12 protein-coding genes are annotated in these 21,126 nt (G+C 48.1%); 8 read left to right on the plus strand and 4 right to left on the minus strand.

Annotated elements, in window-relative coordinates; translation table 11 throughout:
- Nucleotides 1-3: 3 nt before the first annotated feature.
- Entirely contained in the window at nucleotides 4-2,262 is a 2,259-nt protein-coding gene (locus T500_RS14890; RefSeq protein WP_036908132.1) for an alpha-xylosidase, read from the minus strand.
- 9 nt (nucleotides 2,263-2,271) lie between these two features.
- Nucleotides 2,272-4,026, minus strand: a complete 1,755-nt coding sequence (locus T500_RS16225) for a glycoside hydrolase family 5 protein (RefSeq protein WP_051611810.1) — start codon at nucleotides 4,024-4,026, stop codon at nucleotides 2,272-2,274.
- A gap of 333 nt (nucleotides 4,027-4,359) precedes the next feature.
- On the opposite strand from T500_RS16225, the gene T500_RS0101600 reads away from it, so the two are divergent.
- Genes T500_RS0101600 through T500_RS0101610 form a run of 3 tightly spaced genes read left to right on the plus strand, consistent with a single transcriptional unit; the run spans nucleotide 4,360 to nucleotide 10,991 of the window.
- Entirely contained in the window at nucleotides 4,360-7,623 is a 3,264-nt protein-coding gene (locus tag T500_RS0101600) for a SusC/RagA family TonB-linked outer membrane protein (protein WP_028906667.1), read from the plus strand.
- 24 nt (nucleotides 7,624-7,647) lie between these two features.
- Complete coding sequence (locus tag T500_RS0101605) at nucleotides 7,648-9,507, plus strand: RagB/SusD family nutrient uptake outer membrane protein (protein WP_080694742.1); 1,860 nt, start codon at nucleotides 7,648-7,650, stop codon at nucleotides 9,505-9,507.
- A 32-nt stretch (nucleotides 9,508-9,539) separates the two neighbouring features.
- On the plus strand, nucleotides 9,540-10,991 hold the full coding sequence (locus tag T500_RS0101610; RefSeq protein WP_155267386.1) for a hypothetical protein: 1,452 nt from the start codon (nucleotides 9,540-9,542) through the stop codon (nucleotides 10,989-10,991).
- Nucleotides 10,992-11,233: 242 nt separating this feature from the next.
- Here T500_RS0101610 and T500_RS0101615 read toward each other — a convergent pair whose 3' ends face one another.
- Both T500_RS0101615 and T500_RS0101620 read right to left on the minus strand, forming a co-directional pair.
- The gene (locus T500_RS0101615; RefSeq protein WP_028906670.1) at nucleotides 11,234-11,869 is read right to left on the minus strand and encodes an AAA family ATPase; all 636 of its coding nucleotides are present in this window, start codon (nucleotides 11,867-11,869) and stop codon (nucleotides 11,234-11,236) included.
- Between the two features lie 60 nt (nucleotides 11,870-11,929).
- Nucleotides 11,930-14,287, minus strand: coding sequence for a glycoside hydrolase family 9 protein (locus tag T500_RS0101620; protein WP_028906671.1), 2,358 nt, complete (start codon nucleotides 14,285-14,287; stop codon nucleotides 11,930-11,932).
- Nucleotides 14,288-14,410: 123 nt separating this feature from the next.
- Here T500_RS0101620 and T500_RS0101625 point away from each other — a divergent pair, with 123 nt between their 5' ends.
- From T500_RS0101625 to T500_RS0101645, 5 genes are read left to right on the plus strand one after another with little or no spacing between them, the layout of a single operon-like run.
- A complete protein-coding gene (locus tag T500_RS0101625) occupies nucleotides 14,411-15,877 on the plus strand; it encodes a DUF6057 family protein (protein WP_036908135.1) in 1,467 nt (488 codons plus the stop codon).
- Nucleotides 15,874-17,340 (plus strand): TolB family protein, encoded by a 1,467-nt coding sequence (locus T500_RS0101630; RefSeq protein ID WP_028906673.1) that lies wholly within the window; start codon nucleotides 15,874-15,876, stop codon nucleotides 17,338-17,340. The genes T500_RS0101625 and T500_RS0101630 overlap by 4 nt, the downstream gene beginning before the upstream one ends.
- Nucleotides 17,341-17,342: 2 nt before the next feature.
- Nucleotides 17,343-17,996, plus strand: a complete 654-nt coding sequence (locus tag T500_RS16230; protein WP_051611812.1) for a DUF4369 domain-containing protein — start codon at nucleotides 17,343-17,345, stop codon at nucleotides 17,994-17,996.
- Entirely contained in the window at nucleotides 17,977-19,653 is a 1,677-nt protein-coding gene (locus T500_RS14905; protein WP_051611813.1) for a DUF6057 family protein, read from the plus strand. The genes T500_RS16230 and T500_RS14905 overlap by 20 nt, the downstream gene beginning before the upstream one ends.
- Nucleotides 19,650-21,119 (plus strand): TolB family protein, encoded by a 1,470-nt coding sequence (locus T500_RS0101645; protein WP_036908137.1) that lies wholly within the window; start codon nucleotides 19,650-19,652, stop codon nucleotides 21,117-21,119. The genes T500_RS14905 and T500_RS0101645 overlap by 4 nt, the downstream gene beginning before the upstream one ends.
- Nucleotides 21,120-21,126: the final 7 nt, after the last annotated feature.

The raw sequence follows: 21,126 nt of genomic DNA on the forward strand, positions 1-21,126 counted from the left end.
TTTTTAATTCGCTTTATATTTCTTGTTCTCTATCGCGTTCCAGTTAATCTGGTCGGTGCGCTGGGCCAATGGGGCGTGTGGTATCACGCTGCCATCCTTAATCAGGATGATACAAGGTATCTCGCCTGCCTCGATAGTTTGGTATCCGCCCTCGTAAACCTTACCTGTCTGATAGTCAATCCACTTGCCTTTGGGTAGGTACACATTGCGACTGTTACCGCTCTCCAACAGTGGAGCCACCAGCATCTTTGAACCAAACATATACTCATCCTCTACATACCAGGCTCCCTGGTCGTGTGGGAACTCTACCAGCAGGGCACGTACCATGGGGAGTCCTAACTTAGAGCATTCCTTAGCCTGCTCCCAAATGTATGGCATCAACTTATACTTCATTTCGGCACAAGCACGGAAGGCATCGGTAAACGATTCGGAGATGAGCCAAGGCTCTGTGGGAGGGGCACCATGGGCACGGGTGTGACTGCTCAGGAATCCGAATGGCAGCCAACGACGATAGATATCCTCGGGCGAGGCCGTCACAAACCCACCCATATCGTGACTCCAGAACGAGAAACCACTCAGTCCGAAACTCAGTCCGCCTCGCAGGTCGCCCAGCATACCGGTGTTGGTAGTGGCGGCATCGCCACCCCAGTGCAGGGCATAGCGCTGACTGCCTGCCCATGCCGAACGTGCCCAGATGATGCCTTCGCCTGGATGATTGCGCTCAACCACCTCCCAAAGGGCTTTGTTATAGCGCAGCGGATAGAGGTTGTGCTCGTAGAGTCCGCCCTTGCCGCTATGATAGAAACCATTGTAGGGGGCTGCTTCGCCAAAGTCGCACTTGATGGTGGATACACCCTGTTTCATCAGTCCTTCTATCTTCTGCTGATACCAGTTGACGGTTTCGGGGTTTGAGAAATCCAGAATGGCATCCTCAACAGGCATACCGCCTGTAGCGTTCTTAACGTTCAAGCCCTTGTCGATAATCTCGTTAAAGAATCGGTTCTTGGGTGTGAAGTAGGGGAGCTGCCATAAGCAGGTGTGGAATCCGTCCTTAGCCAGTTGCTTCAGCATCCTTTCGGGATTCTTAAATCGATCTTTGGCAAATTGGTAGTCGCACTGCCAGTCGGTGCCAAACCAGCCCGTATCAAAGTGTATCACATCGGCAGGGATGCGGTTGGCTCGCAGTTGACGGGCTATCTCCAGACCCTCTTCCTGTGAGAAGTAGGTGATGCGACTCATCCAGGTGCCGAAACTCCACAGCGGGGGTAGGGGCGACTTACCTGTAATCTCGGTATATTCGTAAAGGATGTCTTTGGGCTCTCCCAAGAATACGAAGAAGTCCATCTGCTCGTCGGCCATAAACAGGCGGTCGGCGCCGATATATGATGCCCCGAAATCGCAGGTGACTGGTGCAGAGGTGTGCATAAAGATACCGTAGCCTCGATTTGAAAAGAAGAAGGGCACGGGCTTATACTGTCCGTCGGTCTCAGGTCCCTGTGGGTCGGTCACGCTCAGGTGTACCTTTTGTCCCACCTTGTTCAGCGAGGTGAACGACTCACCGCAACCATAGATGCGCTCACCTGGTGCTAATGTCAGTACCGGGTTGATACTGCGACTGTTGTCGCTGCCTCGTTTGATAAACGAGAAAGGCTGCAGTTTTACCTGCGACGAATCGTTATCGATGATGTGGCGCGTCTGTGTCAGCACCTTACCGTGAGCATCCTTAATCACCAGTCGCCAAGGGTACTTCTTGATCTCTATGCTGCCATACTGTGATTTGTAGCTAATGGCATCGCCAGTCTGCGATGTTTTCCACATCGCTCCTGTACCTCTGGCCTTAAACCCGTCGCAAAACATCACATCATCCTGGTCGCTGTTCTTAGGCTCCACAGGCGAAGTAAACATGCGGATGCGTGCTGTTCGGGGTGTGATAAACTCAATTTTGAACTTCAGATTGGGGTCGTTGTCGTAGGCCGCATCGGGGAAATCGAGCATCTGCATGCGTACTGGCCAGTAGCCATTCAGGTTAAAAGCCTGTCGTGGACTCATACGGTATCGCTTCCACTGTACCTGTCCTTCGCCTTTGGCAGCATCGAAACTTACCAAAGAATCAGCAAAAAAGTACGTGTTCGACAGGTCGTAGAAGTCTGTCGACATATCTTTTTGCATACACTGCAGGTACTGCACACCTGCGTTTGTCTGAATCTGTGCTGCGGCGTGTAATCCCCATGCAGCACACATTATTAATAATAAGCGTTTCATTGTTAAAGGTTATTTGGCTATAAATTTCTTTCCGTTCTGGATGTAGATGCCCCTTTGTGGCTTAGCTATCTGCTGCCCTTGCAGGTTATAGATGCGATCGTTGGTGTTGACTGTGTTAATCGTGCAGATGCCTGATGTTGATTTGATGGCCTCGCCTGTTACCTCGCATCCCCACCCCACAGCAACGTTGCCAGCCATCTCGGTTCCGTCAGCTTTAATCAGCTTGGCACTTTTTACTCTTACCGATTGTTTTCCACCAAGTGTTTGGAGTGTAATGCGGTAGATGTTGGTACCTAACGTTGAGGCGTTGAATGTAACGGTTGTGGTGCTGGAGCTCGATGAAACCTTTGCTTCTTGCGTCTTGTATTGTATGTTGCCATCTTTGTCCTTGCCGTTCTTGTCGCCATATACCTTTATCTGCAGCTTATCGCCATAGGCTTTATCCAGTTCTACGCTGATACTTTTGTAATCGCTTACTTTGATGGTGTTGTCGCTCCAGTCGCCATACAGAAAAGCTTCTGCCCAATCGCTGGTGTATTTAACAATGTGTTCAATAGTTGCCGTTGGATACTCGCCATGGTAGTTGTCGCCATGATAGGCTTTTACGATGCGTTCCGCCAAATCGGCCTGGTTAAAGGCTGGTATTTCGCGATAAGCACCGTCTGACAAACCCATCCAATAGAAGGTGGCCATGCCAAGGTCCTTGGCGCTCTTTACCCAATAGTCAACAAACTCAAACATAGCATCCCTACGTACGTCGTAGTCGGTCTTGCCAGTGCCTTTATCTACATTACTGGTTCCCCATTCACCAATGATCACAGGAATACCTTTCGATACAAAGTTTGTGTTAAGTGCGCTATACATATCGTCCACTAAACTCTTATAGCCATTGATACCTTTTTCTATGCTGGGGTAGGCATGTATCTGTACGGCTATGTGATTGGTTTCACCCTCGGGGATGGTCAGGTTGGTTAGCGGGTCCTTCAGATGGGTGTTCCAGGTGTCGTAGCCATTGCAGGCACCATAGGTGTTGACCACCAGATTGCGGGTGGCGTTGTTGCCGCCTGTGTTGCGAACAGTAGTCACAAAGCTCTGGGCATAGCTGTTGATGGCATTGTAAGCCGACTTGGCTACTGCTGCGTCGTATTTGCTGGTCGAAGCAAACGAGGCAAAGCACCATGAATTCAGTTTGTCGAGCATCTCGTTGTAGCTCTCAAACAGCAGATGCTCGTCGTAGTCCTTAAACTCCTCGGCTATCTGAAGCCACAGGTTCTCGTATCTGCTTTGGTTCTGACTGAAATTGGCTTCGTCGGCTTTAATCCACGACTTAAAACTGTCGCTGTCGGCTCCAGTATCGTGGTGCACGTTGACGATGCAGTACAGGCCTTGGTTGATGACATAGTCCACCACCTCGTGGACGCGTTTCATCCATTCGGCATTCACCTTGCCGTCTTTGTCCATGTGGTTATACCAGGTCACAGGTACACGGATGGCACCAAAACCGGCATCCTTCATCATCTTGATGAGCTCGGGCTTGGCTTTGCTCTGGCCCCAACAGGTTTCTGATTCCAGTCCCTGCTGTCCCCAGTAATTGTCTTTGGTTACATCGTAGTATGTCTGACTGTTGGCCTCAAGGGTGTTGCCTAAGTTCCACCCCACGCCCATATTCTTTACGGCTTGGGTGGCTGTTTCAAACTCCTGAGCCAGCAGATGCATACCGCACATCAGCAGTAAAGCTAAAATAGTATTAACTCTCTTGTTCATATTGTTTTAGATTGATAATTATGGGGCAAAGGTAAACACTTTCTATCATATTTTGGGTGGTTTTTACGTATTTTAAATGTTAAAAAACGGCATTAGGTAAAAAAGTATCAGTTTTGGGCAAACAAAATTGTTTTAGTTTCTTAAATTTTGCCTATCTTTGCCCCCGAAAACTTAAAATAAAGAAAATTATGACCCGAAACAATTCGTCTTAACTATTGAGTCATCGCGTACCTATTTATATAATTAGGCCTGCGTTCAATAGGAGTATTACTAAATACTCGCTCCAACTAAGACATCATAACAAACCAATTTTCTATAGTTTAAAACTTAAGTATGAATCGAAATTTTAGAAAGACAGCGCTGCTGATGGGTACTATGGCCTGCTTAGGTCTTGGTTACTCTTCAAATGCCTATGCCGCCGGAGCTCCTCAGGAAATCCAGCAGGCAACGAAGAAGATTACAGGTACTGTAGTCGATGCATCAGGCCCCGTTATCGGAGCTAGCGTAGTTGAAAAAGGTAAGTCAGGTAATGGCGTTATTACCGATTTCGACGGAAACTTCTCTCTCTCAGTGTCACCTGGTGCAACACTTGTTATCTCGTACATCGGTTATGAGACACAGGAAATCAAGGTGGGCAACCAGTCGAACTTCAGCATCACCCTGAAGGAGGACAATGCCCAGCTGGATGAAGTGGTAGTTGTTGGTTACGGTACTCAGAAGAAAAAGTTGGTTACCGGTGCTACCGTTCAGGTTAAGGGTGAGGACATCGCCAAACTGAATACAACCAATGCACTTACAGCCATGCAGTCGAGTACGCCTGGTGTACAGATTACCCAGAGTTCTTCTCAGCCTGGTAAGGGATTCAAGGTAAACATTCGTGGTGTCGGTACTATCGGTACCTCTTCACCATTGCTGATCATCGATGGTATCAATGCTGGTACTGCTGATGATGGTTTGAATGGTTTGAACCCAAATGACATCGAGAGCATCGACGTACTGAAGGATGCTGCTTCGGCTGCCATCTATGGTGCACGTGCTGCTAACGGTGTTATCCTGGTAACAACCAAGCAGGGTAAGGCTGGTAAGATTCAGATTCAGTATGATGGTTACGTTGGTTGGTCGAACGCATATAAAGTTCCTGGCACAGTGAATGCTAAGCAGTATATGCAGTTGATTAACGAGACTAACTTTAATACTTACGGAACATCTACCAACTGGTCAAGTCTCGTTCCTCAGCAGGTTCTCGACAGAGTGAACCAGGGTTGGGATGGAACCGACTGGTTCAAGGAGTATGAGAACAAGAATGCTTTGCAGTTCAGTCATGCTGTCACACTGACAGGTGGTTCTGAGAATTCAAAGTTCTCTATGAGCTTGAACTACAGTTCTAACCAGGGTATCATGGGTGGTGCTGATCTGTCATCTGACTACAAGCGCTATGGTGGTCGTATTAACTCTGAACACATCCTGCTCAAGGCTAAGGATCATTCAATCATCACCATTGGTGAGAATGTTAGCTACTGGTATCACAGAAGTCACGACTTGGCTGAGAGCAACGGTTACTGGAACATCATGCAGGCTGCTTATATCGCATCGCCTCTGGTTGATCCATACGATGCTAATGGTAATCTGGCTTCGTATAAGAATAATGGCGCTGGCTATAGCACCATGATTTATAATAACCCATTGAACCACTTCCTGAATGGCGGTTTCAATTCTATTAACCAGAATCGTGACTTTGGCGTGGGTGCTACTTTCTATTGGATTATCGAACCAATTAAAAACCTGAAGTATCGCGGACAGTTCAATACTGGTTTCAGTGCCAGCAACAACCGTAGCATCTCTCTGCCTTACAGTGCCAGCTCTACCAGCTCAAGTGCCAACTATGGTATGAACATGGGTGAGTATGAGAGCAGTAGCTTTACTTTGGAGAACACGCTTTCGTATGTTCTTCCTAAGTTGGGTAAGCACAATATCGATGTACTCGTAGGTCAGTCAATCGAGCGTTCTAACTGGAGTACTGGTATGAATATGAGCTTTACTGTTAGTGAGGAGAATCTGAACTCGCTGGTTCGTAACGGCTGGGATTACAATATTCCTGCTAACTACGAGACACAGTATATGACTGGTCATGGTGGTTACGCCAACCCCATGCAGGGTAGCATCGCTTCGTTCTTCGGACGTTTGAACTGGAACTACGACGAGAAGTATATGGCTACTGCCATTATCCGTGCCGATGGTTCTTCAAACTTCGCCCGTGGCAAGCGCTGGGGTTACTTCCCCTCATTCTCGGCTGGTTGGGTGATTACCAACGAGAATTTCATGGAGAGCACTAAGGGTTGGTTGGATTTCTTGAAGTTCCGTGCTTCTTGGGGTCAGAATGGTAACTGTAACATCAGTAACTTCTACTATCTTTCAAACATTGCCTTCTCGCCAACGGATTATGCCGACTATGGTTATAAGTTCTCAAGCGATATGAACAATACGGTTGATAGTAATATCTATCAGACTGGTGCTTACGCTAAGAATGCACCTAACCCCGATGTAACATGGGAGACTTCTGAGCAGATCAACGTAGGTCTCGATGCCCGCTTCATCAGTGGTAAGCTTGGCTTGAACTTCGACTGGTATGTTAAGAAGACTAAGGACTGGTTGCTTCAGGCTCCTATGAACGAGGTTCTGGGATACGAAGAGTCGGCCATGATTAATGGTGGTGATGTAAAGAACACTGGTTTCGAGATTGCTCTTTCTTGGCGCGATCAGGTAACTAAGGACTTCAGCTACCATGCTAACGTAAATGTTGCTACCAATAAGAATAAGGTGACTCGTATTGCTAACGATCAGGGCTTGATTAATGGTCAGACCAAGGCTCTGTTCGAGAACTCTTCATACGTATCTCGCGTTCAGGAGGGTCATGCAATTGGTTACTTCTATGGTATGTCATATAGCGGTATCTGGCAGAATCAGCAGCAGATTGATGATGCTAAGGCAGCTGGTAAGGCTGTTCTTGATGGTGCTGTTCCTGGCGACCCCATCTGGGACGACTTTGATAATGATGGTGTTATCGACTATGATAACGACCGCCATGAGATTGGTAATCCTCATCCCGATGTAACCCTTGGTGTTAGCCTGGGTTGCGAGTGGAAGGGCTTCGACTTTGGTATCACGGGTTCTGGTGCATTCGGTATGCAGGTTATGCAGTGCTATCGTACCGCTCTGCTGGCTAACCAGTACAACAGCTATACTGTTGACGCATTCGATCGTTGGCACGGTGAGGGTACCAGCAACAAGTATCCTCGTCTGACAGTTGGTCAGATTGCTGATCAGTGGGTATCTACACGCTATATGCAGAATGCCGATTACTTCAAGATCCAGAATATTACCCTGGGTTATAACTTCAATAAGCTGTGGAAGAACTCTCCATTCAGCCAGCTCCGCCTCTATGTACAGGCTCAGAACCTTTACACCTTCACTGGTTATACAGGTGTTGACCCAGAAGTTGGTTCATCAGGTGGTAAGGACTCTTGGGCACGTGGTATCGACGTAGGTCTGTATCCTTCAGCCCGTACATTCGTCGTTGGTGCAAGCATAAAGTTCTAATAATATAATAAGGAATATAAGAATATGAAAAAGATATATTTGATGGCAATCGCGATGCTCTTCGCCGTAGGACTTACTTCTTGCGAAGACTTCCTCGATTCCAAGAATTATACGCAGGCTAACAGTTCTAACTATCCTGCTTCAGCAGATGACCTGAATAAGGAGCTCGCAGCCTTGTATGGTGTGATGAATCAGTTCAGCACTAATCCACTTGAGACTCCTTGGTTCGTAGGTTATATCATGTCGGATGATGGAAACGGCGCTGGTGGTACCGGCGACGTTGAGGCACACGCTATCGGTCACTTGATGGCTAATAAGGAAGATTTGTTTGATAATGCCTGGCATAATACTTACGTAGGTATTGCTCGTGCCAATGCTATTATCTATGCTGTAGATGCTTTCGATTGGACTGGTCAGGAAACTACTCGTAACCAGTTGCTTGGTGAGGCTTACTTTATGCGTGGTTTGTTCTACCTCTGGGGCGTTCAGTTCTGGGGCGATATCCCTGCTTACTGGGCTTCAGCTGCTCCCGATCCATGTCCTCAGGTAAGTGCAGAGGATGTGATTATGCCACATATCCTGGCCGACTTTACTTCGGCTGCTAACCTGATGAGTCACGGTGCTACAACTCGTGGTGACGGTCACGCTACTAAGGGTGCTGCCGAGGGTTATCTGGCACGTGCTTATATGTTCTACGAGGGCTTCTATAAGAAGGCTGGTGAGCTGGCTACTGCTAATCTTGCTGATGTTACTTTCGACTTTGAGCAGGAGGGTGCTGGCACTTCTCTGAGCAAGGCTCAGGTAGTAAGCTTCCTTGAGGATGCAATCAATAATGGTGGTTACAAGTTGGTTGACGACTTCCGTTTGCTTTGGCAGTACACCAATGAGTACACTGTTCAGGACTACAAATTTGTTGCTGATCTGAAAGCTGCTGGTAAGTCATGGGCTGGTAACGGTAACGATGAGGAGATGTTCCAGGTTCAGTATATGAACGCCGGTTCTTGGAATGGTACTATCGGCATGGGTTTTGTAAACCAGGTTGAACTGTATTGTGCTCTTCGCTGCGATGATGATGGTGCTGGTACAGCTAACGGTGATTTGAATACTTTCCCATTCGGACAGGGTTGGGGTCAGGGTACCATCAATGCAAACCTTTGGGATGACTGGAGCGATGCCGACCCTCGTAAGAAGGCTACCATCCTCGATGCTCAGGCTGAGTGTGACAAGTTCGTATTCACAACATCTTGCTCTGAGGATGCTGGTTATTACAACAAGAAGTGGATGGCTATTACTTGCGCAAACTCTACTTGGGATGATCATAACGATGCTTATATCTGGTGGGGTGTTTATCGTAAGAACAATACATCTGCTGCTAACAATAACGGTAACTCTATGCAGGGCGACCACTTCTCTGATATCGTACTGCTCCGTTTGGCTGATGTCATGCTGATGCACTCTGAGCTTACAGGTACTGCCGACCAGATGAATAAGGTACGTGCACGTGCTGGTCTGGATGCTACTACCTATTCTTGGCAGAATATCAAGAATGAGCGTCGTTTTGAGTTGGCTGGTGAAGGTCTCCGTTTCAACGACCTGCGTCGTTGGTCAGGTAAAGGCGGTGGTTCCTCTTGTGAGGCTGCTGTTGCTCTGCAGCGCCAGGACGGTTCTCGTGTAAACTATACAGGTCACTGGACAAAGATGCACCATGGTCAGGGTGTAGGCGGTAGCAGCTGGGCTCAGCGTTATGCCGATACCGATGGTTTCATTATGATTCCGCCTGCTCAGATCAGTATCATTGGCAATCCTGAAATCCTGAAGCAGAATGCTGGTTGGGGCGCAAGTGCCGCTGGTGCCAATATGTCAGGTTGCCCAGTTTATGACTAATAAAGAATTAATAATTAAGAATTAAAGAGATTATGAAAAAATCAATATTATTGTTCGCAGTAGCGCTGGGCATGCTCACAGCTTGTGATCCTATTAAGGATAGCAAGACACTGGATATCGACAGCTATACCAGCAATAGCCTGCTTGATGGTGCTGAGTTCTCTCAGTATGCCGATCAGGCCTGCACTACTCCAGCAGCTGATGGAAACTGGATTAAGTATAATATCCCCAATGCCTCGGGTATTTATATCTACTATATCAAGGCCGATGGCTCTGAGTTCAAACTCACAAGTGGCGCATCGGGTGGTGTGTTCAACTTTGTGCCTTCTCGTGGTTCTGATCCTAATCAGACAGTATATTTCAAGTATATCAATGCTAATGGCGATGAGGTAGTGGCAAGTCACGAGTTTACCGTTGCTGTTGCAGCCGAACTGAAACCGGAGATCCGTTTGATTGCCTCAAACGACTATGGTAAGAAAACTTGGAAGTGGGACCCCTCTATTACAGGTGCTGTTTGGGGTAACATGGGTTATCAGCCTGGCGATGGCGCTTCTGTTGGTATCTCTGGCAACGGCCAGTGGTGGGGTGTAACCTCTACCGACGAGTTTAATGGTCAGCTTCAGCATACTCACAATGGTATGAACAATGGTGATGGCGACCTCGATGCCTATATGGTATTTACTGAGGATGGTCTGATAAAGAGTTATGACGCAAGCGGTAATGTTATACGTTCTGGCTCGTACGAGATCAAGAACTATAATCCTAGTGGTGAGTGGAAAGTTGGTGACCTGGTTACCGATGCAATCCTGTGGCCATATGAGATTAACTCTAACGGAAACATTCCTGGCACTTACGAGATTTGCTATCTTACTTCGGATAAGATGACCCTCGTCTATCCTGACGGTGGTTCTATAGGCTCTTGGGGAGAAGCCACATTCTGGCATTTCTGCAGCGATAGCGATGCAAAAGGTATGGCTTATGGCTATGACAATGGTAAGGATTGGACTTGGGACTATGATGGCGAGCATCCCGTTTGGGGTAACATGGGCTATCTGCCTGGTGATGGCGCTTCTGTCGGTACTGCCTATAATGGCATGTGGTGGGGTTGCAAGACTGAAGAAGAATTTGCAGGCCAGCTGCAGCACAGCAACGACGGTAGTCTGCATGGTGACGAGGGTCCGAATGCTTACTTCACATTGACTCCTGATGGTACCATTACACGTCATGCTGGCGACGGCTCAGTCATCAATAGCGGCTCGTTTGAGATTGATGAGAGTGTTAAGAGCGAGTGGAAGGTGGCTGACTTGAAGACCACTGCAGGTACCATCCTGTGGCCCTATGAGATTAACTCTGGTGGCAACATGCCCACATGGTTCGAGATTGTCTATCTGACTGGCGATAAGATGTGTCTTGTTTATCCCGATGGTGGCAGTCAGGGTGCATGGGGTGAAGCTACATTCTGGCACTTCAAGGCTAAGAAGTAAATTCCAACTTGAGTATATAAAAACTCAATAATCAATCAGCCGCCCCGCAACTGTTTTATCAGTCTGCGGGGCGGTTCCTTTTTATAACCTAAGGTTTGGTGGTACAAATACTAAGGAAAGCAGGTACAAGCAGTAAGGTAAACAGGTACAATAAGCCTACTAAACAATCGTTTGCCTATACGCAAACGATTGTTCGCGTACAGGCAAATTTATTGTATAAATTCGGATGTTTTCTTTTATCGTTATTTGCTTGTGCGATTGACGTAATCGATGATAATCTCTGCGGCATCATTCTCGGTCAGGTCGTCCATCGAGATAACGAGTTGGTAGTTGCGGGTGTCGTAGCGTGTGGTATCCTCATACTTCTTGATGTAGGCCTCACGGGTGGCATCCATCTTGGCGATAATGTCGCGGGCTTGCTCCATCGTTACATTCTTACGGTTCATAATGCGCTTGATGCGATGCTCCATTGAGGCCTGGATGAAAACGTTCAGATGGTTGGGCCATTCGCGGAACACTATGAAACCCGTGCGACCAGCTACTACGCACGATGACTGCGTAGCCAGCTCCTGCAGGATACGCTTCTCGGTCTCGAACATGGTGGCATTGTCGAGCCTCACCTCAGCGTCCATAGGCAGACTGGTGCTGTTCACAAGCGTCTGGTAGTAGTTGTTAATATCGTTCCACCACGATTTTTTCTGTGCCTTGATTTCCTCGATGCGCTCTGGTGATAGACCAAACTTATGGGTCAGTCCTTCTATCACAGCTTTGTCGCAGTACTTCACGCCTAATTTCTCGGCCAGTATCCGGCCTACGGTGCGACCACCCGAACCGACTTCGCGATTAATGGTGATGACAAATTTTTCGTTTCTTTTCATTGTCTGATTGTTTTTTGAGTTATTATTATCGGTAATCTATATCAGAATGAGTGTCCCGTTCTACCTAATCGCATAGAGGTAGGCCAGGAGGGCCATCTTGCCACGCATGGTTTCGCGGGGAGTGAACTCACCGTTTACCCAGAAGTAACGCTGGTTGAAGTACGACTCCTGACGGGGCCAACCGCCATTGTTCCAGTCGGGATAGCAATAGGCTAAGATAACACGGGCATCGCCGCCATTATGACCAGGCGACCAGGTCTCGGTGCCGTTGAAAGGTGTCTGACCTGGGTGGGTGCCAGGTGCACCATCGTTGCGACCTGTAGAATATACATCGGTGATGTGACGCTGACCAAGGCCTGTCATCTCAACAATATTACCAGGATTGCGACCTAAAGCCCAACTGGCCTCGGTGTACAAGGCGTGCTCCAGTTGTTTGCGCTCTGCCTTGTTGGCTATGTAGTGGGCCAGCATCACTAACTGCAGGTTCTGAGAGGTCTGCCAACGGTCGTCGTTGGCTGAACGGCGACTAGGACGTTGGGGCATGTGCCCAAAATTGTAAGCCTCGGCCTGGCCCTTGATGCTGGCTTTCAGGTTTTGGTAAAGCTCGCCATAGTGGCGTGTATGTGGACAGGTAAGATAGGCTGCTGCTGCCCAGTACTGGCAGAAGGGAACTAACTGCTTACTCTCCTCGTGCATCACACCTACACCAAAGAAACCGTGCTTGCCTTTGCTGAATACCTGTGAGTTAGGACTCTTAATCATACTCTCATCAGCAAATATCTTTTCCCACTGCTCATCACCAGTCAGATTATACAGGAAGGCTGCTGCCATCTGGCGGAAGTCGCGTCCACGCATCTGCATAGAACCTACATCCTGCAGGTCGTCGAGCTGCTGATTTTCCTGCTTTGATGCAAAGCTAAATGCTTTGATGGCCTCGGCAGTATAGTATTGACGCAGGCTGTCGTTGCCGTTCAATCTGAAGGCCTCGGCCAGAATGGCGCAGTTGGCAGCATTGGCCCAAGCTGCCATGGTGGTGCAGCCTGCCTGGAACATCACGCTCCAGTCGGCACAAGGGTTGGTGACACCCTGTGAGTAAGCCTCGCCATCGCGGATAGAGAGGAAGAAATCTACCTCGTTGCGGGCCTCGTCAATCAGGTCGGGGATACCATTACCACTCTCGCGGATACCTAACTGATCTTCGTTCAAACGTCCCCCCGAGAGGATATAAGGCAACAGCATGTCGTAGATGTTGCTGACATGTGCCAAGTGGCGATCCCAGTCGAAGGCATCAGAGTGCCCGCCTTTCACCTCGGTATTCACAGGATTGCCAGGCAGGCGATGCTGCCAGAAGATGGATTGCTTAAGCTGCTTAAAGTGGGGCTCGTCCCACACATCGGTGTGCAGTTCGCGCCAACCTGGGCTCCAAGGATGGAAGTCGGTCTTATAAACGGTAAAGCCCTTGGGATCGGTCTCAGGAATAAACTGTGGCTGGCGTGGGGCAGGGAATACCTTGGCGGTGTCGATAGGTTCGCCCAAACGCATGTAGTAATAACCGCGAACCGAGTAGCGATAAGGCTCGTAGTAAATGTCGTTCTTTACCTCGAAGTCCATACTACAGCCTACATCCTCTACTACCAATCGATAACAACCTGGTTTGTTGGCGCTGAAATCGATGTTCCATACATCGGTACCTATCAGACTCTTACCGCCGGCTTCTTTCTTGGCAGCTGAGGCTGGTTGCCAGAACTTTACGGTGCCCACCTTCTGCTTTTTCTTGGTATTTACATTATAGAGCCAAACACCCTTTCCCTCCAGTTGTTTGTAATCGCGCTGACCGCCATCGCCTAACCATTGGTAAAGGTCGGCAGCATGAACAGACTCAAAAGGCGAATAACCTATTATATTAATGTGTACGGCTTCGGATTGGTTGTTCCATACATCGAAGCGGATAGTGGCCTCGGTCTTGTCGGAGCCTATGCCTGCGGGGATGGCAACTTTGTATGTGCAGCCCTGTTTCATGGCCTTAGGCATCTGCAAAAATAGCCAATGGTCTAACTCGCTTGTCAGTGTATTGTCGGTGTTCATTGGCTTGGATTTACGCCAAACGGCTAAGGGTTGCGCTGTAGCAAAGGTCTTGTCGTCGGACGAGCTGATCTTCCACAAAGCGGCGTTCTGTGCCTGGGCTGCTTTCAAACGCTCGCCGAATACCAATAGGGTATCGTCGCCTTCGGCAAACGAGTGACCTAAATAGGCGCTGGGACCTGTGCCGTTGTCGCGATAATGCACCTCGCCGTCGCGGAAGTGTAACATAAGATAATCCTTGTCAATTACTTTAATGGCGATGAGCTTTGTAGCTTTCATCGGCATGGCTGCCATCAGAAATAGGCCTGTTAGCAGGGTTAAGAATGATTTTTTCATTGTTTGGTTTGTTACTGATATGAGTTATTTTGAGTGCAAAGTTACAGAAATTTGTTGAAGTTTGTGTATTATTTGATTAAAACTTTTGTTAAGTCAGATTTTTATGCTACTTTTGCATCGTTTATGAAGAGAGCGATAACTAAATACTGGAACTTGTATTTGTCGATACTTGTTGGTATCGGCGTATTTATGTTTTGGTACGTGGCATATTCCCATGCCCTGTCGTATCAGGAGCAATATCAACTGTTTCTTTGGACTGGCGACTATTTCGCTGAACGTGTGAGTGTGCCAGGTGGCTTGGCCGATTGGCTGGGCGAGTTTATCGTACAGTTTTATTATGTAGAATGGTTGGGGGCTCTGCTGTTGGCGTTGCTTTATGTAGCTTTACAGCGCTTAACGGCTCGATTGCTGCCGCAAAAGTGGGGGGTGCTTAGTTTGGTTCCCGTTTTGATGCTATGGTGGTTGATGGGCGATATCAATGTACTGTTATCGCTGCCCGTAGCCATCGTCTTGGCATTGGCATTAGCTTGTGTTATGCCTCGACGTTATTCATGGATAGATGCGGCCGTGCTGCCCGTGGCCTATTGGCTGATAGGACCGATAGTATGGTTATATATAGTGGTACGTGCGATACAGCTGGGATGGAAACACCTGTGGACGGCTGGTTGGATGGTGGCTGTGCAACTGATGGTGTATGCTTGGCTGTTACCACAGTGGCCTTTGCAGCAGGCGTTGACCGGACTGAACTATTACCGCATACCTCTTCACTATCCGCAGTGGAGTGGCTACGATAAGGATATGTATGAGCTGATTCGCATGGATTATCTAGTGCGCCATGAACGCTGGGATGATATTGTGAAACGTGCCGGCGAGTATCGGGTGAATACCCCATTCTGGTCGAACTGTGTGAACTTGGCTTTATCGCAAAAACGCTTGTTGGCCGATAGGATGTTCGACTTCTATCAGAGTGGCGAGGATGCTTTGGTGATGCCTCGTACACGCGATCTTACCTCGATGTTGCCATCGGCTGAGGCTTTCTGGCGTTTGGGTATGGTTAACTCGGCACAGCGCTATATGTTTGATACACAGGAGTCGATACTGAACGCCCGAAAGAGCGGTCGATGCACCAAGCGTATAGCAGAGTGCATGCTGGTGAACGGACATTATACGGCTGTCAAGAAGCAGTTGGACTTGTTAAAGAAGAGTCTGTACTATAGTTCGTGGGCAAACAGCGTGATATTAAGTGATGATTGGGTAAATGCACAGCCCGAATACCGCCGCTTGCGCCAGTTGCGCTATAAGGAAAACTTCTTGTATAGTTACGAGGAGATGGACAAGATGTTCGGATTGCTGTTTATGAACAATACCGATAACAAAATGGCGCTGGATTATTTCCTGGCTCAGATGCTGCTGAAAGGCAACCTGAAGGGATTCCAACAGTATTTGGGCGCAGCTCAGCAGTATGGTGGCTATCGCCAGATGCCGTTGTGCTATCAGGACGTGATGCGCTGCATACAGATGCAGGGTAACGTGCATGGTTCGCCGTTTGCCAATTACGCTAAAAGAATGATGGGAGGACAACAACAATGAATAAGATAGGTTATTGGTTGATGGGTGTTGGTTGTTGGCTGATGGCCAGTTGTGCCTCAACCCCCGAACAAGTCTCGAAGGTTAATCAACTGCCTGATATCTACCCAGATTATATAGGTGTTACGATACCTGCCGATATAGCCCCGTTGAATTTCAACCTCGCCGATGAGGATATTGATTGTATGGATGTGGTGGCTCGTGGTAGTAAAGGTGGCGAGTTGCACACTAACGGCGATTGGGCCGATTTTGATATTGCCGATTGGCAAGCGTTAACCCAACAGAACCAAGGCGGAAAAATCACCCTCACGGTATGTGTGGAGAAAGATGGCCAATGGACGCAGTATAATGATTTTGATATCTATGTAAGCAAGGATAATATAGACGAATGGGGATTGACCTATCGCCGTATAAAGCCAGGCTACGAGGTGGGGGGCGATATCGGCATCTACCAGCGTAATCTCAGTAATTTTGATGAGACTGCCATCCTTGCAGAGACCGTTGTGCCTGGCCGTTGTTTCAATTGCCATACAGCCAATCGTACCAATCCCAATCGTATTACCCTGCAGATGCGTGGCGAGGGTGGGGGTACCATGATACAGAAAGATGGTAAGCAGGCTTGGGTAGAAACCAAAACCGATTCGACCAAGGCGGCAGGCTCTTACAGTTACTGGCATCCGCAGGGCGACTATGTGGCAATGGCTGTTAACTCTGTGCATCAGAGTTTCTTTACTGGCACAGGACAGCGTATTGAGGTATATCACAAGTTCAGTAATGTTGAGGTGCTTGATACCCGTACTAACGAACTGATACTTTCGCCCCTGTTGCAGACAGAAGATCTGGAGATATTCCCCGCTTTCTCGCATGATGGCAAGTGGCTGTACTACAGCACCTCGAAACCTTGTAAGGTGCCGGCCGAATACGAGAAAGTAAAATGCTCTATCTGCCGTATTGGTTTTGATGCTGAAAAGGGACAGTTCGGACTGCAGGTTGATACGCTGTTGAACGGTCCGGCAACTGATAAAAGCTACGTGCTGGCCCGTCCCTCGTACGATGGGCGCTGGTTGATGTACTGTGTGAGCAGTCGTGGTAATTTCCCCGTGAGTCAGGACGATGCCGATTTGTGGTTGATGGATCTGAAAACGGGTAAAACCAGAGCGTTGACCGAGGTAAACAGCCAGCAGTGTGAGGCCTATCACAACTGGAGCGACAACAGTCGTTGGTTCGTGTTCAGCAGTAAGTGCGAGGATGGTATGTACACCAAACTCTATCTGGCTTGTATCGACGAGCAGGGACGTGTTTCAAAGCCATTCCTGTTGCCTCAGCGCAATCCACGCAAGTATTATCAGGAACTGATGGATGCTTACAACGTGCCCGACTTTACCAAAACCAAGGTGGAGTTGGATGCTCACGAGGCTTATCGACAGGTGTTTGACAACAAACGAGAACAAGTAAAAATTAAATAACTATGAAGAAGATTCTTTTGTGTTTTATGACATTGGCAACTGCTACGATGTTTTACAGTTGCCAGCAAAGTAGTCAGGTGTGCCATATCGAGGGCACCGTGAATGGCGAACAGTACGAGGGGAAACGTATATTCCTGGTTCCATTTAAGGGCCCCAAGACTGCCGAGTTCGTTGATTCGATGGAGATTAAGGATGGTAAGTTCCATTTCGAAAAAGATACTACCCAGATGTACACCATCCTGATGGATTACCATTACCGTTTTGGATTGCAGCCATTGTTGGTGGTAAGCGAGCCGGGCGATGTAAAGGTTACTATAGATAGTATCAGTCATGCCATGGGTACTCCTCAGAACGACTCGTTGGAGAAATGGAAGGTGCGTACCGAGATACACAACCGTGAGTTGATGAAGATGCGTAAGTTTGCTGCCGAGTTGCAGGCAAAGGGCGACAGCGTGCAGGCTAAGTACATTGCACAGCGTGCCGACAGTTTCCATCTGGTATATAAAAACTATACCCGTCAGCTGGCTAAGAACATGAAGGAGGGTGTGCTGCATGATTTCCTGAAGGATATGTTCCCCTTAACCTATCAGCGTAAGTATCCTGATGGACGTGTGGTAACGATGAATGCCGATACACATGAAGAAATTAAGCAATAAACAGTGGGCGTGGCTTGTAACGCTGGTGGTAGGCGTGTCGGTATTCCTGTTTTGGAGCTACCGCTATCCCTTTGCGCTTACCTATCAGGAGCAGTTACAACTGTTCTTGTTTGATGGCGACTACTTTATAGATCGTCTGTCGGAGCCTGGTGGCTTGGCACGATACGTGGCTGAGTTCCTGGTGCAATTCTACAATGGTGTTGCCATAGGTGCAGCCATCATAGCCGTGCTGTATATGCTGATACAACGCCTTACGTGGCGATTGATGAAGGTGAAGAGTCATTACATACTGAGCTTTATGCCAGTAGCCATGCTATGGTTTGCCATGGGCGACGAGAGTGTGATGCTGACGTATGCTGTGGCACTGGTAATGGCCTTGGCTGTGATGATAGCTTGGAACAAACTGGCACCACAAAACATAGTGGCCAAGGTGGTGGCTGTGGTAATCTTGATCCCCATTCTTTATTGGCTGATAGGTCCGCTGGTGCTGATGGTGGCTGTATGGATGATGCCCCTGTCTGTTATCTATGCCTTGGCCTTGATGTTGCTGAGTGCGCACTATCTGCCATTCCCAATGATGAGGGTGATGCTAGGCATCAGTTACTACCGTATCCCAGTGACATTGCCCTACGTACTGATGGCAATTCCAGTGGTGGTGCTGTTGTTAGGATGGCTGACCAAGCGTTTGCCTGAACCAAAGACATGGGTGCTGACTGCTGAGGCTTTGTTGTTAGCTGTATTGGTTGTGGTACCCCAGCAATTTGGTTTTGATGCTAAGAAATACGAACTGATGGAGTACGACTATCTGGTGCGTATAGGTGATTGGAACGATATTATCGCCAAGGCCGAAAAAAAGACGCCTGATTTGCCGATGAGCGTGAGTGCCACTAATTTGGCACTGGCAATGACAAACCAGCTTGGCGATAAGGCTTTCGACTTTTTCCAGCGTGGTTCGGAGGGCTTACTGCCTAAGTTTGAGCGTAATTTTGCTACCACACAGCTTACAGGTGAGATATATTTTAACTTAGGATTGGTGAACACCGCCCAGCGACTGGCTTTCGAGGCGATGGAGGCTATTCCTAACTATAATAAGAGTGCACGTGTGGTGAAGCGACTGGCCGAGACCAATCTGATAAACGGTGAGTACAAGGTGGCCGAGAAATATCTGAAGATGTTGGAGAAAACCGTTTTCTACCGTCCATGGGCACAGCGTACGTTAGCTATGTTGGGTAACGAGAAGGCCATTAACGAGCACCCACTGTATGGCACATTGCGTCAGTATCGCTTGCAGGACGACTTCTTGTTCAGCGATAGGGAACTGGATAAAATCTGTGGACTGCTGTTTATGCATAACACCAGCAATATGGTGGCTGCACAGTATCTGCTGATGATGCCGCTGATGGATAAGGATATCGCCCGTTTTATGCAGTATGCGCCTGTAGTCCAGAGTAGAGTACAGTATAATCCCCGCCATATTCAGGAGGGTATTGCCTTGGCCTTTATGCAGAAGCGACAGCAGCCTCCACAGGGCGTGGTGAGTCAGTTTATGTTGCAGCAAATGAATGAGTTTGCTCGTATTTACTCTACCAATCAGCAGGCCCCTGAGTTGGCAAAGTTCAAGAATACACTTTGGTATTATTTAATGGTTGGAAAATGAAGAAGAATACTATTTGGTGTTGGGTGATTGGTGTTGGGTGTTGGCTGATGGCCAGTTGTAACTCAACTCCCGAGAATGTATCGAAGGTTGATCAACTGCCCAATATCTACCCTGATTATATCGGTGTCACCATTCCTGCAGAGATGGCGCCCCTGAATTTTGATTGTCCTGATGCCGACTGTGTGGATGTGGTGGTAAAAGGCAGTAAGGGGGGCGAGCTGCACGTGCAGGGCGATTATGCCGACTTTGATATTGCCGACTGGCATGAGTTGACCCAGCAGAACAAAGGCGGACAACTGACGTTTACAGTTTGTACCAGAAAGGACGGTCAGTGGCAGCAGTATAACAACTTTACGGTAAACGTAAGTACCTATGCACTTGATGAATGGGGACTGACTTATCGTCGTATAGCCCCAGGCTATGAGGTGTTCAGTAAGATGGGACTCTATCAGCGCGACCTGGCTACATTCGATGAGTATCCCATTATCGAGAATACTCAGGTGCCTGGTATGTGTGTGAACTGCCATTCTGCGCGTCAGACCGATCCATCGAAGTTCGTATTCCATGTGCGTGGCGATCACGGTGCAACCATGTTCCAGATAGATGGTCAGCGTGAATGGCTGAAAGCCAGCAACGAGCAGTTAGGTGGCTCGATGGTGTATCCTTATTGGCACCCCAATGGCAAGTACTGTGCTTTCTCTACTAACCAGACGCGTCAGGGATTCCATATGGTTGCTCATGAGCGTATTGAGGTGTTCGACTTGTCGAGCGATGTATTTGTGTATAATCCCGCTACTCATGAGATTATTAAGGACTCGCTGCTATCGACACCCGATTGGAGTGAGAACTCACCAGTATTCTCGCCTGATGGTAAAACCTTGTATTACATGACTTGCAAGCAGCAGGAGTACCCTATGCATTATAAGGACGAGAAGTACAACCTGTGTAAGATTGCATTCGACCCCGCTACAGGTAAATACGGCGAGAAGGTGGATACCATCTTTAATGCGGTGGCGATGGGTAAGAGTCTGACTTGGCCCCGTCCGTCGTACGATGGCAAGTACATCCTGTTTACGCTGATGGATTACGGCTACTTCTCAATCTGGCACCAGGAGAGTAACCAGTGGCTGCTGAACTTGCAAACGGGGGAAGCGCGCGAGTTGAAGGAGATAAACAGCGAGAAGGCCGACAGCTATCACAACTGGAATGTAAACTCGCACTGGATTGTCTTTACCAGTCGCCGTGGCGATGGACTTTATAGTCATCTCTATCTGGCTTGTGTGGATGACAAAGGACACTTCTCAAAACCATTCCTGTTGCCTCAGCGACATCCGAAAGAGTACTACGATGAAAGTATTTTCTCGTTTAACGTACCCGACTTTACCAAAACAAAAGTTGTTTTCGACGCTTACAATGCCGGTCGTGAAATAGCTTCCGATCAACGTGTTGAAACGAAGGTGAAATAAAAAAGAA

The organism is Xylanibacter ruminicola Ga6B6, from assembly GCF_000687715.1.
In the GTDB taxonomy this organism is placed as follows: Bacteria; Bacteroidota; Bacteroidia; order Bacteroidales; family Bacteroidaceae; genus Prevotella; species Prevotella ruminicola_B.

Excerpts from the sequence above, each read along its gene's own strand:
- T500_RS14890 (WP_036908132.1), bottom strand. The coding sequence starts at position 2,262 with ATGAAACGCTTATTATTAATAATGTGTGCTGCATGGGGATTACACGCC.
- T500_RS16225 (WP_051611810.1), bottom strand. The coding sequence starts at position 4,026 with ATGAACAAGAGAGTTAATACTATTTTAGCTTTACTGCTGATGTGCGGT.
- T500_RS0101600 (WP_028906667.1), top strand. The coding sequence starts at position 4,360 with ATGAATCGAAATTTTAGAAAGACAGCGCTGCTGATGGGTACTATGGCC.
- T500_RS0101605 (WP_080694742.1), top strand. The coding sequence starts at position 7,648 with ATGAAAAAGATATATTTGATGGCAATCGCGATGCTCTTCGCCGTAGGA.
- T500_RS0101610 (WP_155267386.1), top strand. The coding sequence starts at position 9,540 with ATGAAAAAATCAATATTATTGTTCGCAGTAGCGCTGGGCATGCTCACA.
- T500_RS0101615 (WP_028906670.1), bottom strand. The coding sequence starts at position 11,869 with ATGAAAAGAAACGAAAAATTTGTCATCACCATTAATCGCGAAGTCGGT.
- T500_RS0101620 (WP_028906671.1), bottom strand. The coding sequence starts at position 14,287 with ATGAAAAAATCATTCTTAACCCTGCTAACAGGCCTATTTCTGATGGCA.
- T500_RS0101625 (WP_036908135.1), top strand. The coding sequence starts at position 14,411 with ATGAAGAGAGCGATAACTAAATACTGGAACTTGTATTTGTCGATACTT.
- T500_RS0101630 (WP_028906673.1), top strand. The coding sequence starts at position 15,874 with ATGAATAAGATAGGTTATTGGTTGATGGGTGTTGGTTGTTGGCTGATG.
- T500_RS16230 (WP_051611812.1), top strand. The coding sequence starts at position 17,343 with ATGAAGAAGATTCTTTTGTGTTTTATGACATTGGCAACTGCTACGATG.
- T500_RS14905 (WP_051611813.1), top strand. The coding sequence starts at position 17,977 with ATGAAGAAATTAAGCAATAAACAGTGGGCGTGGCTTGTAACGCTGGTG.
- T500_RS0101645 (WP_036908137.1), top strand. The coding sequence starts at position 19,650 with ATGAAGAAGAATACTATTTGGTGTTGGGTGATTGGTGTTGGGTGTTGG.